9 protein-coding genes are annotated in these 16,025 nt (G+C 64.1%); all 9 read right to left on the minus strand.

Annotation, left to right across the window (positions count from 1 at the left end; all coding sequences use genetic code 11):
* Positions 1 to 303: 303 nt before the first annotated feature.
* The 9 genes from ABEV74_RS03035 to ABEV74_RS03075 all read right to left on the minus strand — a co-directional run bounded on the left by ABEV74_RS03035 (position 304) and on the right by ABEV74_RS03075 (position 16,017).
* Positions 304 to 2,019: a polysaccharide deacetylase family protein gene (locus ABEV74_RS03035; RefSeq protein WP_430143351.1), complete on the minus strand. Its 1,716-nt coding sequence runs from the start codon at positions 2,017 to 2,019 to the stop codon at positions 304 to 306.
* A 9-nt stretch (positions 2,020 to 2,028) separates the two neighbouring features.
* Positions 2,029 to 3,294 carry a DegT/DnrJ/EryC1/StrS family aminotransferase gene (locus tag ABEV74_RS03040; protein ID WP_430143353.1) on the minus strand — a complete coding sequence of 422 codons (1,266 nt, stop codon included), beginning with the start codon at positions 3,292 to 3,294 and terminating at the stop codon, positions 2,029 to 2,031.
* On the minus strand, positions 3,287 to 4,273 hold the full coding sequence (locus ABEV74_RS03045; protein ID WP_430143355.1) for a Gfo/Idh/MocA family protein: 987 nt from the start codon (positions 4,271 to 4,273) through the stop codon (positions 3,287 to 3,289). The genes ABEV74_RS03040 and ABEV74_RS03045 overlap by 8 nt, the downstream gene beginning before the upstream one ends.
* 218 nt (positions 4,274 to 4,491) lie before the next feature.
* Positions 4,492 to 6,003, minus strand: a complete 1,512-nt coding sequence (locus ABEV74_RS03050; RefSeq protein ID WP_430143357.1) for an FGGY-family carbohydrate kinase — start codon at positions 6,001 to 6,003, stop codon at positions 4,492 to 4,494.
* A 101-nt stretch (positions 6,004 to 6,104) separates the two neighbouring features.
* The gene (locus ABEV74_RS03055; RefSeq protein WP_430143359.1) at positions 6,105 to 9,380 is read right to left on the minus strand and encodes an FAD-dependent oxidoreductase; all 3,276 of its coding nucleotides are present in this window, start codon (positions 9,378 to 9,380) and stop codon (positions 6,105 to 6,107) included.
* Positions 9,381 to 9,425: 45 nt separating this feature from the next.
* A complete protein-coding gene (locus ABEV74_RS03060; RefSeq protein WP_430143361.1) occupies positions 9,426 to 11,615 on the minus strand; it encodes a Sip1-related alpha-galactosidase in 2,190 nt (729 codons plus the stop codon).
* Positions 11,616 to 11,942: 327 nt separating this feature from the next.
* Positions 11,943 to 12,950 (minus strand): ROK family protein, encoded by a 1,008-nt coding sequence (locus tag ABEV74_RS03065; RefSeq protein WP_430143363.1) that lies wholly within the window; start codon positions 12,948 to 12,950, stop codon positions 11,943 to 11,945.
* The gene (locus tag ABEV74_RS03070; RefSeq protein WP_430143364.1) at positions 12,947 to 13,579 is read right to left on the minus strand and encodes a D-sedoheptulose-7-phosphate isomerase; all 633 of its coding nucleotides are present in this window, start codon (positions 13,577 to 13,579) and stop codon (positions 12,947 to 12,949) included. The genes ABEV74_RS03065 and ABEV74_RS03070 overlap by 4 nt, the downstream gene beginning before the upstream one ends.
* Positions 13,576 to 16,017 (minus strand): alpha-mannosidase, encoded by a 2,442-nt coding sequence (locus tag ABEV74_RS03075; protein ID WP_430143366.1) that lies wholly within the window; start codon positions 16,015 to 16,017, stop codon positions 13,576 to 13,578. Before ABEV74_RS03075 ends, ABEV74_RS03070 begins: the two co-directional genes overlap by 4 nt.
* Between the last annotated feature and the right edge of the window lie 8 nt (positions 16,018 to 16,025).

The following is a 16,025-nucleotide window of genomic DNA, read 5'->3' on the forward strand; positions in this document are numbered from 1 at the left end:
GTCACACTTAAACACGCTATACGTAATGAATTATGACATTAAAATCGTAACAAAAATGATAATATGTATCATACCTGTATTATATTATACCGTTTCTTTAACCGTCAACGTCTATTTTATTAGATGTCCATAAGATGGCAGCGTTTTCTTTGGAGCGGTGAAGAAAGGACGCTTTTCGGTTCGCTTGATGTAATCCTTGGCGTCCCAAATAAATGTTACATTACCTTACAACCACAATGCCGCGATGCCTTTTTCTCTTAGCGCCAAAATAGCCTGCAACCGCGAACGGCCGAAGCCGTCCGCTCATTCCGTTACGCTCGCCGGCGCTTGACGAAGGGGATTCAGCACGACCTTGCGGCACGGGACGCCGTAACGGATCTCGGTCTCCGCGCCTGTACGGTCCGTTTCGTCCGGCTCCGACAGGGGAATATATACGACGATATTGTTGAGATGATCGATTCCTTCCGCCGTCACCTTGCCGTCGGAGCCGATAGCGGTCACTTTCACCTTGCGGCGCGCCCGCTCCCAGGCATTGATTTGCTCCGAAGTCCAAAATTGGAATCCCCGGCTGCGCGCCTCGGCCACCACCTTTCGCAGCGCCCGCGTCACCCGAGGCTGCTCGTGGATGTGAATCTGGTGGAACAGAAAATGCGCCGCCCCGCCCACTCTGGCGACCTGCTCCAGGAACGGGACGATAACGCTGGAATCGGAGAGATGCACATGGTCCAAATCTTGCGTCAGAAAGCTGATTTCGAGCACGTCGTACAGCCGGTTCGCTTCGTCGAACCAGGCGATCGGAAAATACGGGTGGCATGTGCCGAACAAAAACCCGATGTTCCCCTTCTTGCTCGGACCTCTCGTCTGATCGGCCTGAATCCCGTTCTGTTCGCACCAAGCGAACAGCTCGCCCCAGCCTTCAAACCGGGTATAGTGGTTTTTGTTCGAGACGACCTCCGCCTTCCCCGTCGCTTTCTTCAGCCAATCGAACTGGCGTCCGAACTCGCTTGCGTCCCATTTGCCCTGTTGCGCTTCCAGCGCGTTGTAATGAAAGGCCAGTTCATGCCCTTTCGACTTCACCCGCTCGTAAACAGAAGGGCTGTATCCCGGCTCGATCATGCACCAGGTGGAACGAATGCCGCATTCCTCCAGAACGTCGAGCGTCGTCTCCGCGCTTTCGTCCACATTCAGGTCGCTGTCATGGGAGATCAGGGCGACGGCGGGCACGCCTTCCGGCCAATAGCCGAGGAACGGAACGGTCAGTCCTTTCGCCCGCGCGCATTTCAACAGATGTCCGATCAGCCGCTCCTTCCACAGATCCGCATAGGGGTAAGCGAAGTAGGGAGCTCCCGTTTCCGTGCGCAGCCGGTCCCATTCCCAGTCCATGCCGCACCGGTCGTCGGCCTTCAGGATGCCTTCATCGACGGCTCCCGTACCGTCCCTCGCCGGAATGCCGTCTTGCAGTACCGGTCCCGTCCCTTGCTGGAAAAGCACGATCGTTTGCGGAATATTGACGGCCCATCGCTCGATCGCGCCCTCGCCGACCGTGAATCGAAGCAGCGCCGGCCCCGCCGTCGATCCGGACGGCCGTTCCTTGCGGATCACCCCTTCGCCTGCTGCGGGGTATGCCCCGGCCTCCTCCTGCTCCCAGGGCGTCGCGCTTAAAAACCGCAGCCGTTCCTCGCCCGGCCAGCTGGCATACCCGACCGGAATGCTCCATTGCTCGTAGCAGCCCATTCGGGACGCGAGCGCGCGCAGCCCGGCGTACGAGATGACGGTGCCTCCCCGCTCCGCATAAGCCCAGATCGCATCCGCCGAAGCCTGGTCGTCCTCCGCGAGCGCCACGATCAGCAAGTCCGGATTGCTCCGCGCGAGCTCCTCCGCGCCATCGATCCATTCGTACGCAATGCCCGCATGCGCGAGCACCTCGCCGACGAACGCTTCAAATACATTGATTCCGTACCGGTGGCGCCGTTTCGCAGCCTGCCGATCCAGCAAAACGGCTGTCCGTGCCATTCTCATCAGTCGTTCTCACCTTTCCGTGTCTCCGATTGTTTGCGTCGTATGCGAATGAAAGTACCGCGCGACTTTACCGATGCCGGCGGCGATTTCGTCCACGTCGAGGTCGGAATAAAATTCGCTGATCGCGATCCGTACCGCCGTCCGGAGAATCGCCTCCGCGTTCGGGCATAGCCCTCTTTCGTACGTTATCCCGGTAATATCGAACGGAAAATGCGTCCCCGCATAGGCTTCCCGCCGTTGAAACAGCGGCTGCATGTACACGACGTCCGGAATGTAGCCCGGCACGTTCGGTATGCCTTCCGCCGCCAGCGCCTCGCTGAAAACCTCGCGGGTCGCTCCCAGTTCCCGTTCGTCCACGCGCAGCATATAAAACCAGTACGTGCACTCGTTTCCTGCCTCGACGCGGTGCGGCTTAATGCCGGGCAAATCCGAAATAGCCGCGGTCAGCCGGTCTCCGTGCTTCCTGCGCGCCGCGCAAATGTCGGGGAGCTTGCGCAGCTGGGCGATGCCGACGGCCCCCTGCAGCTCGGTCATCCTGTAGTTGGGCGCAAGGCCGTGAAGCTCCCGGACGACTTCGCCGCCGAACCGGCGGTAATTTTTGTCCGCAAAGGCATGGACCGCATAGTAATCCGATTCGCTGCCGGAATTGACCGTTACGATGCCGCCGTCGCCGGTCGATATATGCTTGAAGTCGTTTGTGCTGAAGCAGCCGTAATGACCGATCGTACCGACGAGTCTCCCCTTGTAACGGGTCAGATAGCTTTGCGCGCAGTCTTCGATGACGGTGAGTCCGTGCTTCCGCGCGATCACCATAATCGGGTCCATATCGCACGGATTGCCCGCCAGATGGACCGCGACGATCGCTTTCGTCCGGGGCGTAATGCGCGACTCGATCGATGCCGGATCGAGGTTGTACGTATGCGGGTCCAAATCCGCGAACACCGGAATGGCGTTCTGGTACAAAATGCCGATCAGCGTTCCCTGGTCCGTAATCGGACTCGTAATGACCTCGTCGCCGACGCTGACGCCCGCCGCGCCAAGCGCCACGTGAATGGCGGCGGTGCCGGACGAGGTGGCGACGCTGTATTGGACCCCGTACAAATCGTTAAACCGGTCGAGAAACGTCTTCACCTTGGTGCCGAAATGATAGAACAGCGTATTCTGTTCAAGCGCCTCGGCCAGCTCCTCCAGTTCTTCCTCGCCGAACCGCCTGCCCGTTCCGAACGGCGCCGTCTTGCTTTTCGGACCGCCGTGGATCGCCAATTTGTCACTCATCGTCCATTCCTCCCCGCTGCTGGTCTTCGTTATCCTGGCCGGCAAGCCGCGCGCCGGACGCGCTCCCGCCCCATGCCATCTCGACCGGTTTCCCCGTTTCGCGGCTTTCGTTGGCCGCTTCGAGAAAACGGACGATCTCGACCGTCTCCCCGATCGCGATCGGCGGCGGACCGCCCCGGAACATGTCCATGACGCGTTCCAGCAGGCTCGCATAATAAGGCTTGTCGAACGCATATACATCGACGTACCGGGTTTCCTTCGCGCCGTGAATCAGCGCGCCGAACCGGTTGTTGCCGCTCCGGTTGCCGCGAATCGCGCCGATCCGCCCGTCCCGCCATTCGCCCGTTACCGCTTCGTGCTCCGGGCTCGTATGCGCCGTCACCCGCACGCAGCCCGGCCCCATCGCCGCATAAAGCATTTCCGCCGCATGGATTCCGTACCAGAACAATCCCGGCTGCGTCGGCTGCAGCGCCATCGGTCCGAAGCAGTCGGCGCCGATAACGTCTCCGATTCCGTCCGGTCCGCTCTCCGCGAGCGCGCGGGTCAAACCTTCCGCGTAACGAAGCGCGGAGCAGCTCATGAGCGGAAAGCCGTACCGCTCGGACAGCCGGAGCATCCGTTCGGCATCGGATGACGACACCGCGAACGGCTTGTCGACGAATACCGGCTTCCGGTACCGCGCAATCGACTCCAGCTGCCGGAGATGAACGCGTCCGTCCGCCGATTCTAGCAATATCGCGTCGCATGCTTCCGCCACCGCTTCCGGCGAATCGACGATCCGCACACCGTAACGGCCGGCAAGCGTTTCCGTAAATCCGGCGACGCGGCCGATGCTGAGCTCGAAATCGGGCGAGCCGCCCGGATAGGCGACCGTCACCCGTCCGCCGGGCACATGGTAAGGATGAGCGTCGTCGTGCAGCAATTCCGCAAACGCGGTCGCATGCGACGTATCGAGACCGATCATCCCGATGTTGAGCATGGCCGAAACTCCTTCCCGCAGCGCAGTTTTTTAGTTACATGTATCTAACCTGTATTATAATGTGATTATATCACGGACGAATCGGTTTGCAAATCTTTTTTGCCCGAATTCGGCCGGCTTCCCAAAACGGCGAACAACCCGCTTCCCTCCCGGGAAACGGGTTGTTCGCGCATCCGTCAGGCTCCGGCCGCATTCAGCCTGCAAGCGGGTTGCCGGCCTCATCCGCCGCCCGCATTCTCCCATTCGCCGAATGAAGCGACCGGCAGCCGCAGCTTCTCGTACACTTGCTCGTAGAAACGGCGGTAAAATATGTGCCGTTCCCCGTCCGGGAGCACAATCGCGGAATCGGGCGGGCGGACGGATGCCATCGCCTCCTCGAACGATGCGTACAGGCCGGAACCGACTCCCGCCGTCAGCGCCGCCCCGAGCAGAGCGGCTTCCGGAATACCCGGCACGCGCAGCTGCAAGCCGGATACGTCGGCCTTTACCTGCAGCCAAATCCGGTTGCGCACGCCGCCTCCAACGACGCAAAGCTCGCGGATCGGGCCGCCGCTTGTCTGCTCTGCGCATCTGCGCATCGCCTCCATCTGGCAGGCGTTCCCTTCCAGCACCGCCATCAGCAGATCGCCTTTCCCGTGGCGGTTCGTGAGGCCGATGAACGCCGCTTTGGCCCCGGGGTCGGGCGTCGGCGCCCCGCATCCGGCCAAATACGGATAAAACAAAATGCCGGTAGGCCGGTGTCCCCTCTCCTGCAGCAGCTCCATCATGCCGCTGTAGCTGAGGCCTTCGTCGCCGAGCAGACCGCGCAGCCATTCCACCGATCCTCCGGACGACGAATGGCCGCCCATCCAGAACATGCGGCCCGGCAGCGGATGGAGACCGAACGACAGCCCCGCCGCCAGATCCCGCTCGCCGAGCGGCCGCTCTTCGAGCAGGCCGACGAGCGTCTCGGCCGTTCCCATCGAATTGTAGACGGCACCTTGCCGCAGCCCTTCCACGGCCAGCGAGGCGCAGACATGGTCATGCCCGGCGATGCACACCTGCGTATCCGGCCGCAATCCGAGCTGCGCCGCGAGTCCGGCCTGTACGCGCCCCGCCGCTTCACCGGGCGGCAGCACCGGCGGAAAAAGACTGCCGGACAGGCCGAAATGGCGGATGAATGGTTCGTCCCAGCTCCGCGTGTCGATCCGGTATGCGAACGTACGGGCGGCCAGCGTCGTCTCCTCCGCGAACCGTCCGGTCAGCCGATGCGCGATATAGGCTGACACCGACAGCCAGACGCCTCCTTCGAGCGCATCCGGATGCCGCTGCGCCAGCCGGAGCAGCTTGGCCATTCCTTGCTTGAAGGAAGGGCGAAGCCCGCTCGCCCGGAACCGTTCGAGTATGTCTATCTCTTTCTCGATCCGCGCGGCCTGCGGCGCCGAGCTCCGGTCAAACCACGGCAAAACCGGCGATTTCGGGCGTCCTGTCCGCATGTCGACGACAACGCCGCTCTCCGCCATGCTCGTAATGCCGACCGCGCGAACGCCCGCCGGTCCCGCCGCGCCGGCGACTGCCCGGATCAAACCGGCGGCTCTTGCCCACAGCTGGTCCGGATCGTAAATGGCGCAGCCGTCATCGTCCGTCCGCCGCTCGTTCGAACATGCGGCCGACGCCAGCATGACGCCGCGTTCGTCGAACAATCCGGCCTTCATATTGGTTGTGCCCGCATCGATGGCCAGCAGCATCATAACGTCCTCCTCTCCTCATGGAAGCTAAGCGGGCAGGCAGCGGCGATGCGAAAGCGTCGCGCTGCCGCTGGCCGCCTGCACATCTTCGCGGCGAGCCGCCTCTAGCGCGGCAAGGCTTCCGCGTTCTCCTCGCGGTCGAGCTTCAGCGTCATCGGCTGCGGAAGCAGATCGGCACGGCGCTCCCGCAGCCAGCTCCTCCACCGTTCAGGCTCCGCGCCGAACGATTTTCCGCTCAGCCTGCGCAGCTCCAGCAGAGCCTGCCCGGCAAGCAGCGAGCGTACATCTTCCAAATAGTCGATAAGCACCGCATAGCCGTCCGGACATGCGCAGCGGGCAAGCGCCCTGCCGATCGCCAGCTCCAGCATGGCACGCCGCTCGGGGAAGTAATCCGCCTGCACGCCGCGCTTGCATTGCTGGCCGCGCAGGGCGGGAAAAGCGTGCAGCCGCCGCAGAACCGGGACGGCCGCCGGCGATCCGAGCCTTTCGGCCCCTTGGCACACTGCGTCGACGTAATAGAACAAGCCTTTCCGCATATCCCTGAAATCGTCTTCTTCGGCTTTCATCAAATCGACGACGCGCTCCCAGACGGGGATCGCCCGCTCGTCGCGCGTCTGGGCGAGCGAATAAAGCAGATAAGCGGCATCCGGCATGGCACCGTGGTCCGGCGGCAGCTGAACATACAGCATGTCCGCCTCACGAACCGGCAGTTCGTCCCGCCCTTCCAGTTCCCGCACAATCGCTTCCACGAGAACGGGCACGGCCGCCGGCGATTCCAGCATCGCCAGCGCCTGTGCCGTCCGCAGCCGCTTCGTCCCTTCCGACCGTTCCAGCTGCCGCTCCAGAACCGGCACGATGCGGGGGCCGACAGAGCAGATTTCGACGAACGGAATCCGACCCCGGTACACTTCGTTCATTCGCATGTTGGCATAATCGTACAGCGGACGGTCCGCTTCAATCGAATCCGCCAGCCGCTCCAGCTCCGCGTCGCTGTACGTTACCGGGGCCAGCGTCCGCGTCAGCGTCTCCTCCGGAAGCAACCCTTCCGAGACGAGACGGCGCTGCAAGCTGGCGACGTCAATGGCGCGCGGCGTCGTTCCTTCGCGGACCGCCATTGCGGCGGCAAGCGCCGCAACGGCGCCGAGATTTTCCAGATCGGCCTGCATTCGGATCGCCGGCAGCGCGTCATGCGTTGCCGAAACCGCTTTGCCTGCGACCAGCAGCCCTTCCAGTCCTTGCGGCAGCATGATCCGGTACGGCACCTCGATTTCGAGGTTCGGCGGAATGAGCCCGATGTTGATCCAGTCCGCTCCGCTTACGCCTTTGACATCGTGGTTGCTGAAATGGATGTTGACGATGTCCGGCCACCGCCGCTGCAGCAGCTGGTCGGTCAGCCGCATGACGACATCGCCGAGCACGTGACGGCTCTCGCGCGGCGCCACGTAGATGCCGTGATCGTGGCAATCCGGACCGCGCCGGCGGCCCGCCCGAATCGCCCGCGTATAATCCCGAATATCCGAAACGTTGACCATGCTCGTAAAATTGTTCCGGATTTTCGCCGGCTCCGCAATCTGGGCCAGCGAATACCACATAACCGTATGGTCCCGCTCGGAGCCGTAGACGAACGGCGCCCCGGCGAACGCCGCCAGATCGCCGTCCCCCGTCGCGTCGATAACCGCATCCGCCGTTACGGCGAGTGGCCCCCACCGGGTGGCCGCCGCCGCTCCGCAAACCCGGTCGCCCGCCGTGACGGCGCCGAAGGTGACCGCGCCCAGCACCGTCTCGACGCCTGCCCGTTCCGCTTCATTCAGCAGCGCGTAGGCTTTCGCTTCAATATTCCATTTATGTCCTTTGTAGCGGATCGCCTGCTGCACCTTCTTGACTGCGTCGTGAATAGTGGCGGCGAAGCCGGTCCGGCGGCCGAACCAGTAGCTGTCCACGCCGCCGTACGTCCCGGTGCCGCCGAGCCCCGGATTGAGATCGATCAGCACCGTATCCATTCCTTCCCGCGCGGCGGTAATGGAAGCGCTGGCCCCGCTGGAGCCGCCGCCGGCCACAAGCACGGACGCCCGCCGGGCGACCGGCAGCGCCGTCTCCGGGAGACGGACGGTTCGAGCCGGACGGTCATGCGTGCCGGGCGGAATGCGGACTTCGGCCGACGCGGCAGCGGCAGCGGAAAGCGACGCAGCGAATGCGGCGGATGCGACGGACGGATGCGACGGCCAGGCCGATTGCCGGATCGTCCCGGACGTTTCGGCGAGGATCGACCGGGCGAGCCGCTCGCCGGCGCGCGCAGCTTCGGCAGCGTCCAGCGGCAGACAGCCCGCGCGATCCCCGGAACCGGACAGAAGGTGAAGCCCTTCCGGGAGGTCGGGGATACCGCCGGACGGCATATCGGGCATGGCGTACGGCGCGGCGGCAAACAGGTCGGCGGCCGTTCCGGACAATGGCAGCGGGCCGTACAGCTCATGCGAGGAAGCGCTCCAGACCGCGCGACCGAATGCCGGCACCTCGTTCGCCAAATATTCGGCGAGCCGCACGCTCCTGTGCCTGGCCTCGCTCTCGCGAAAGCGGTCGGCCTCAAGGCTGCAGGCCGCGGGCAGCACAAGCGCCAGCTCCGCGTAGACGTGACCGGCGCCGCGGCAACCGGGCCGCAGCCGGATAGCCCCGCCCGCAAGCGAAAGACGCTCCGGCACCGGCAGCAGGCCGAAAGGCACGGCGCCGACGCCCGTCCATTCGAGCGTGCGCCGGTACAGCGCGGTGGCGGCCGCCGCAGGCGCAGCACCCGGCCAGCCGCACAGCCGGGCGGCGAGCCTTGTCTCGGTCGCGTCGGCAACCGCGGCGCAGCGGACGACCTGCCGCCCCGCCTTGTTGGCGATGACGACGCCGGCGATGCAGCCGCCGTCAAGAACGATATCGATCGGCATGGAAGCATAGAGCCAATCGATACCGGCCGCTTCCAGCGCGTCTTCCAGACACAGCTTCAGCCGATCCGGATGGAGCGGCGTCTCGCCGCCGGAAGCAAGCGGCGCATCCGCCGTCCGGTTCGCCGGCGCGTTCGCCGCGTCTTTCATACGCGAAACGTTCGCCGCGTCCGGCACGTTCATCGCTCCCGTGGCCGCACCGCCACGACCGAAGCCGGCTCTTTCCCTTACGGTCCGGACCAGCGCAGGCTCGTCCGCCTCGGCGGTCCCGAGCCAGGGCCGGAGCGTCGCCGTCAGCTCCCGGCCCGGATAAGTCCGCGGCTCGATAACGGCGACCGAACGGTCGCATTCGGCCAGCGCCAACGCACAGGCGATGCCGGCGAACGAGGCGCCGATGACGGCGACGTCCGCCTCGGCAATGACCGGCACATCACCTGCCGGAATTCGAATGGTCATCGTCAGGCCCCTCCTTGCTTGTCTGTCGCAACAGACGCGCTGTCATCACGCGCCGCCCTTGACGATTTCAACCGTCACTTCGCCTTCGCAGGCGCCGCAGTCGACGGCGTACAGCCCGTCCCCTTTCGCGGCGACGGCGGCGGGAACGCCGTTCGCCGCCGCCCGTTCCGGCGCATCGTCGCAGACCAGCAGCAGTTCCCCGCCCTCCCGCAGCGTAACGAACAGGGATCTCTCCCATTCCCGGACGCCGACGATCGCGTGAGCGGGGACGAATTTGTCCGCCAGCCCGATCGGGGTGGCGCCGCCCGGCCGCACCGGCGTCAGCTGGTGAATGGCGCACGCCCCTGCCTCCAGACGCAGCGGCGCCCTCTCCTCCGCCGCGGCGATCCGAAAACCGCGGCCAAGCACGTCGTACAGCACATACTTTCCCGTCTCCGCCGCAAGCCCCGGGACGTCGGCCGGGCCGATGCCGCCCTCAACGGCGGACTGCCCGTCCCATATATGGAACGATGCGACGATACCCGATCCGCCTGCCGTATTCCACAGCTTGAGGGGCAGCGGCTCTGCGGTCGGATCGCGCAGCAGGCAATCCTCGGTCGGATTCGCCGGACGGTCGCAGCGGACGATGCGCCCGTCCCGGTAGACGAGCGGACGCAGAAGCTCCGGATTCGTGCGCCCGGGCGCATCGCTGAAGTAGACCGGACCGCCGCTCACCGCCCGGAGTACGGCGTTTTGCAGATCGTCGTGGTTCATCGTCCAGAACATGTCCCAGTCGCCCCAGTAGAACGCGCCGTGATAATACGAATTGTAGCCGTTCTGCAGCGCATGCTCGGGAAATCCGCGCTTCTCCTGCGGCACGAAATCGTCGCTGCTGCGGGAGACGGCCGATAATGGCCGATGCCACACATTTTCCGAAGCCATCCCCATGCAGTTGATCATCGTCCCCCCGAAATGGAGCGCGACTGACGCCTCGAGCGCCTCATGCGCAGCGGCGGAAGCTTCGCCGACGGACCGTTCGTATTTCAAAAAATTGGTCACCGCGCTCTGGCTGTCGACTTTGACGAAGTCGACCCCTTGACGGCGCAGCTCGCCATGCCAGGCGTGCCAGAAACCGAACCCCCGTCCCGCCTCCGGGTACGGAATCATTTTGCCGCTTGCGGTCGTGTACAGGCTGCCGCCAAGCCGGCGGGCGATGCCGCTCTCGGGATCGATTCCCGACCAATAGCCGGCGATCGTATGCCAGACGCCGACCCACCGGATGCCGAACCGTTCCTTGAGCGCTTCTATGGCGTGTCCGAGCCCTCGCGGAAATTTTTGCCCGTCGGCGCCGAACGACGCCAGCTTGCCATCCCGCACCTCCGACCATCCGTCGTCGATCATGACCCAACGGACCGGCAAACCGAGCGCCCTGAATTCCGCCGCCTTTTCCAGCAGCCCTTCCTCGCTGACCTGATGATAAAACGCATCCCAACTGCACCATCCGAGGTAATCGAGCAGCTCCGGATACGTCCTCCGGCTTCGCGGCAGCGCCGGCCGGCCGAGCGCGTCCAGCGCCGCTTCGGCGTTCCGCCCGGGCAGGGTATAGGGCTCGTCCGCGACGCTCAGGGCGAACAGCAGCGTATCGAAGCGGTCGAGTCCTCCGATATGGGATGAAACCCGAATCGCCAGCGATGCGGCGCTCTCCCCGCCGGCGCCGCCGGCAAGACCGCTTGCGGCTTCTCCGCCGCCGAGCTCGGTTTTCATCGTCGGTCCCGTAACCGGCAGCAGATGGCGATAGCCTGTGCCATCCTTCCAGAGCAGCGATTGCGTCCGCTCCGGCAAGCCGGCGAACGACGAGCCGAACCAAGGCCTCGTCCACCAGTCCTTATGCTGGTAATTGGCCATGAGGCGCAGCGGCTGGCGCGGCTGCTTCGCCCGGACGACGAGCGCGTCCTTCGGCGCGAACGTCCGCTGCGCTCCGTGGCCGTTCTCGTTGCGCGTCTCCGCCGCAGCGAAGGCGAGCGCCGTGTCCCGGTAGCCGCGGACCGTCAGCCGTACGGACACGGTATCATCCGCGTCGCGGTACGCGACCGCCGTCTCGATATAGCCGCCGAGCCGGTCCGATCCGCGTCCGGCCGTCCGCCCGACCGGCTCAAGCCGTTTCTCCGTTTCGCCGTCCAGCCTGACGCTCAGATCAAATTCGCCCAGCACCTCATGCGCGCCATCCCATAACGCCGATTCTTTCCATTCCAGCATGCGCTTTTTCTCCTCTCCAAAAGCTCTTCGCGCCAGTGCTTCTTTACCCCATACGTCATTCCGCACGTCATTCCGTACGCAATCCCTCATGTTATCCCGCACGTCCACCACGCGCGTCATCCCTCTTGTGTCTTCCCGCACATCACTCGGCGCGTTATCTCTCCTGCACCATCCCGCACGTCACTCGGCGCGTCATCTCTCCTGCACCATCCCGTACGTCACTCAAGCGCGTCATCCCTCATGTATCGTCCCGTACGAGCACCCCGCGCGTCATCCGCCGCTCCAGTCCCGCACAGAGGGGCGTGAGCGGGCGGGCGGCTTCGGCAGTCAGCCGCTGTCAGCCCCGCCCGTTCTCTCCTTCTGCCGCCCCTCCAGCGCCAGCCGCGCGACGGACAGGCTCGCCGCGTCGCCGACCTGCTCGCCGAGACCGGCAGGAACGATCTCGCAAGCCTGCAGCGAGACGGCCAGCGCTTCGCGCCGCAGCTCCTCCATCACGACAGGCTCCAGCAGCTCCCGCTGCCGCGCATAAATGCTGCCGATGACGATCCGCTCCGGATTGAGCACGTCGACCAGCACGGCCAGGCCGCGGCCGAGCTGCCGTCCGACCGTACGCATGACCGCAAGCGCCAGCTCGTCGCCGGCCTGCGCCGCTTCGCCGACCGCCTTCGCCGTAATGCCGGCGACGGCGCCGCGGTCCGCGGCAAGCAGCGTCCGCTTCCCGGCGGCCAGCCATTCGACGGTCATGGCCGCGGCCAGTCTGGCTATCCCGCCGCCGCTGCAAAACCCTTCGAACGAGCCGGCCTTGCCGTAGCCTTCCGGTCCGTCCTCGGCAAGCCGCATATGCCCGACTTCCCCGGCCATGTCGTTCGCGCCCGCATACAGCCGCCCGTTCAAGATGAGGCCCGCTCCCATGCCGGTCCCGAACGTGAGGAAGATCATGTTTTGCGTTCCTCTGCCCGCCCCCCACTTCCATTCCGCCAGCGCGCACGCGTTGGCGTCGTTCTGCAGGCCGACCGGAACGCCGAACCGTTCCCGGACGGGCGCCACGACGTTGAAGCGGTCCCATCCGGGCAGATTGGGCGGCGACAGGACGAGCCCGGACCGGCTGTCCAGCGGCCCGCCGCAGCTGATGCCGACGGCGGCAAGCGGCGGATGGCCGTGCCTCGCCAGCAGCTCCTCCAGCTCGCGGCACAGTCTTGTTATCGCGGCTTCCGGACCGGACGGCGTCGGGAATGCGATCTTGTCCGCGATTTCGATTCCGCCGTCCGTTTCCGTCCCGATCACGGCGGCGCATTTCGTGCCGCCGATATCCAATCCGCCGAGCACCGCCGTCATCCGAAAAACGCCTCCTCCAGCATCATGCATAGCGCGTGATAGATGGGCAGATGCCGCTCCTGAATGTCGGGCGTCGACGTATAGGGCACCCGGATCGCGATATCGCACAGCTCCTTGAGCCTTCCGCCGCTTTCTCCCGTCATCGCGATCGTCGTCAGCCCGACTGCCTTGGCGACCTGCACCGCGCGGACAACGTTGAGCGAATTGCCCGAAGTGCTGAATACGAGCAGTGCGTCCCCAGGCCGGCCGTAGCCGTACACTTGCTGGGCGAATACCATGTCCGCCGCCACATCGTTAATGAACGCCGTCGACAGCGCCGACTGGCTGACGAGCGAGATGGCGGGCAGCGCTCCCTGCAGATGACCTGCCAGGTAATCCGCTTCCGCCTCTCCATACATCGCCAGTTTGTCCCGCATTTCCGCCGGCACCGGCCGCTTCGACATAAACCCTTTCATCAGTTCGCCCACGACATGCTCGCAGTCGGCGGCGCTGCCGCCGTTGCCGGCGAGCAGCAGCTTGCCGCCCCCCGCGAACGTGCGGCGCAGCGCCTCAAACGCCTCCGCGATCTGGCCTTCGCAGCCGCCCAGATCGGGATACTTTTCCATCAGCCGCGCCAGGATCGCGCTCATTCCGTCTCCTCCTCGTCCCATTCCAGCAGATTGGTTTCGCGCACCGGCGCGCGCTCGTCCCGGGGAACGCGGAACGTCTTGATCTCGCAAGGCCCGAACGCCGCCCGAATCGTCCGGTTCCACTTCGGCAGCCGAATCTCCGCCGTCGTCGCTCTCCGTTCCGTCTCGTAGCAGCGGATAATCAGGTCATCGTTGTCCTCGGCCCGTTTGACCGCGCTGACGACGATGTTGTCGCAATCGACCGACAGGTACGAATCAGCCTGCGGCAACGGTCCTTCATGATAAGTCTCGATGACGGCGATCGGTCCGCAGTTCAGCTCGGCGGCGCGCCGCACCGTGCCGGCCCGCTCCCACGATCCTTCGTGCGGCAGCAGCGAATAGGAGAACCGCTGGATGCCCTGATCGATATAGGAATATTCGCCGTCCGGGTCCGGCTCATACGGCACGTGATGCGCGTAGATCGGGCTGCGCAGCACCGTCAGCGCCAGCTCGCGGTTGCGGATGCTGTAGCTGTATTTCGCGTCGTTCATCAGGCTAAGCCCGTATACTTTGTTGCTCGACTGTATAATTCCGGTCATATCGACCCAGCTTTGTCCCGGTTCCTCTTCGCCGTTATGCTCACGCTCGATCGTGCCGTACGGAATTTCGTACGTCTGCTTGCTGAAGATGACGTTGACCGGAAACACGAGCTTGAGCATTTTGAACGTCTCCCGCCAGTCGACCGTCACCCGCACGTCGATCTGATCGCGGTCCGGATACATCGCGAAATCCTGGATGAGACGTGAACGGCCGTATTCGCTGACGACCCGGATCACCGATTTGACCGGACCGTGCTCGATGCGGCGCACGCTGACCGCCTTGAACGTATCCAGCACCTTGTCGAAATAGCGCACGTCGTGGCTCCACGTATCCGACCGATCCTCGATCACATCGGGGCGCGCGGCCGGTCCCTTGAACACCTCGTGGTCCAGCTTCTTGTCGCGCAGACTGCGGATCCAGCCGGTGTCGGGATCGAATTCAAGCCGGTACCGCCCGTTTTCCATATAGGTGTCGCCCGCCTTGATCGGCTCGCCGGCCGGCCGGGCTGCGCTAGCGCCGGTTATCAGCTTGTAAACCCGATAGCCGAGCGGCGGCAGATCGGCCATAAAGCTGAGCCGGTATCTGCCGTTCGCGGCCGCCAGCGACTGCACCGTCTGGAACGGAACGGGACGGCCTTCGTTGTCAACGAGCGACGTCTCCGGCCGGATGCCGCCGACCTCCAGCTCGACGTTGACGCGGCTGTTCCAGGCATGCGGATTGAAAACGACGATCGGCTTCATCCGCTCGTCCTGCTCGATGCCGATGCTCCACGACAGCGACTGGACGGCGTAATTGAGCGAACGGTCGGCGATCGCCATCGCTTCCCCGTACAAATATTGCGCGTCCTGGTACGCAGGCTCCAGGCTCGTGCCGGCCAAAATATCGTGAAACTGGTTGAACAGCACGTTTTTCCACGCGCGGTCGAACTCCTGCGGATACGGCTGCCCGGTCAGCCAGCTGGCCAGCGCGGAAAATTTCTCGGCGGCGATGAGCCGGTTTTCCGCCATCCGGTTCCACTGCTTGACGCCGGAGTGGGCCGCATAGCAGCCGCTCGCATGATGCTGCAGATCGTCATGAACGACCGGGAAGTCGATGCCCTTCTGTTCCATGTCGCGAAAATAGCGGTCGGGAGTGGCGAACACAAGCTGCGGCATGTCCGGATCGCCGTTCAGACGGTAGATGCTTGCGATATTTTCTTTCGTCGGTCCGCCGCCGTGATTGCCGACCCCATAGAACAGCATCAGATCGTTCAGCGGCTCGCGAAACTCGCCGAACGTCCGCCGGACATGATCGTCCAGCTCCTTCCCCCAGGACAGATACTCGAACAGGATGCGGAAGGCGAGCACCCGCGAGCCGTCGTCGGATTCCCACCAGAACAGCCGTCCCGGCAGTCCCTTCTCGTTCGGCATCGGACGCATGAAAACGTAATAATCCATGCCGCTTTTTTTCAAGATTTGCGGCAGCATGCCGTGGTGCCCGAAGCTGTCGACGTTGTATCCGACCTTGGCGGTGACGCCGAGCTTTTCCTTGAAATACCGCTGGCCGTACAGCCCTTGACGCACGAACGATTCGCCGCCGGGAATGTTGCAGTCCGGCTGAATCCACCAGCCGCCGACGATATGCCACCGGCCTTCCCGCACGCGCTGGCGGATTTCCTCGAACATGGCCGGGTCGTTGTTTTCAATCCATTCGTACATCGCCGCCGAGCTGGAGGTGAAGATGAAGTCTTCCGATTCCTTCATCCGGTCCAGCGCGGAGCGGAACGTTGCCTTCGCCTCCTGAAAGCCTTCCTGCCATTGCCACAGCCAGACAGGGTCCAGATGGGCGTTGCCGATCATATACAGCTTTTTGTCCTTCATATACCCGC

It is taken from the genome of Paenibacillus cisolokensis (assembly GCF_050481165.1).
In the GTDB taxonomy this organism is placed as follows: Bacteria; Bacillota; Bacilli; order Paenibacillales; family Paenibacillaceae; genus Paenibacillus_AH; species Paenibacillus_AH cisolokensis.